Raw genomic sequence first — 845 nt, forward strand, 5'->3', positions numbered from 1 at the left:
GAGACATCTCTACTGAAAAATAAAAAGACAATTGTATTTCCAGAACAAAAACCAGACATCTTATTCGTTGATGATGAAGAGGGAATTGGTATTGCTTTTTCTGAATTACTTAAGGATCAAGGTTATAATGTAAGGTATATAAAAAGTCCCCAAAATGCCCTGGAAATTGTTGAGAAAGAGGAATTTATACCCCAACTCTTGATATCAGATATGGTGATGCCTCAGATGAATGGAATTGAACTATCAAAAAGATTAAGAAAAAAAATCCCTGACCTAAAATGTCTATTTATTTCAGGATATAGTAAAGACATCCTGTCTATTAAAAAAATATCTAGTGATTTTACTCAGTTTATCCAAAAACCATTTACTTTTGAAAAACTTATAAATAAAATAAATGCACTTTATATGAAGTCTACAACTAACTAAATTTATATAAACTATTTATTTATCCTTTAAGTATTCTAAATTATGTAATCTGTGTTGAAATAGATAGTATCTAAGCTCTTTTGTGCTCAATATTTTGTTTTTCAAGAAAAATTTTCCTATTTTGGGCTGTTGTTTTTTTTGTTGATATAATATAACTTTAAGTTGAAATGGAGAGATATAACCATATTGTATCATAAGTTGTCCAGTTAGACTATCTGATTTTTTGTTTTCTAAAATAAAATATAATTGATTTTTCTCAATATAATTCCATCTAACAGCAATTTCTCCTATTTTATCCCTTTGGGTTTTCTGCCAGATAATAGCCCTGATATAATCTTTCCAGCTTATTACATGGTTATAGTACAGAAATTCAGCAAATTTAAGCTTTCTTTTTGGAATAAATTTAATGTTTCCTTTTT

General features: G+C 27.2%; 2 protein-coding genes. One reads left to right on the top strand and one right to left on the bottom strand.

The window, feature by feature from the left end; all coding sequences use genetic code 11:
• On the top strand, nucleotides 1-426 hold a 426-nt coding region (locus ACYQ0O_RS13035; RefSeq protein ID WP_459893765.1), incomplete at its 5' end, for a response regulator.
• 15 nt (nucleotides 427-441) lie between these two features.
• On the opposite strand, the gene ACYQ0O_RS13040 is transcribed toward ACYQ0O_RS13035, so the two are convergent.
• The coding region (locus ACYQ0O_RS13040; RefSeq protein ID WP_459893767.1) for a hypothetical protein at nucleotides 442-845 on the bottom strand (404 nt) is incomplete at its 5' end.

It is taken from the genome of Desulfothermus okinawensis JCM 13304, from assembly GCF_054654515.1.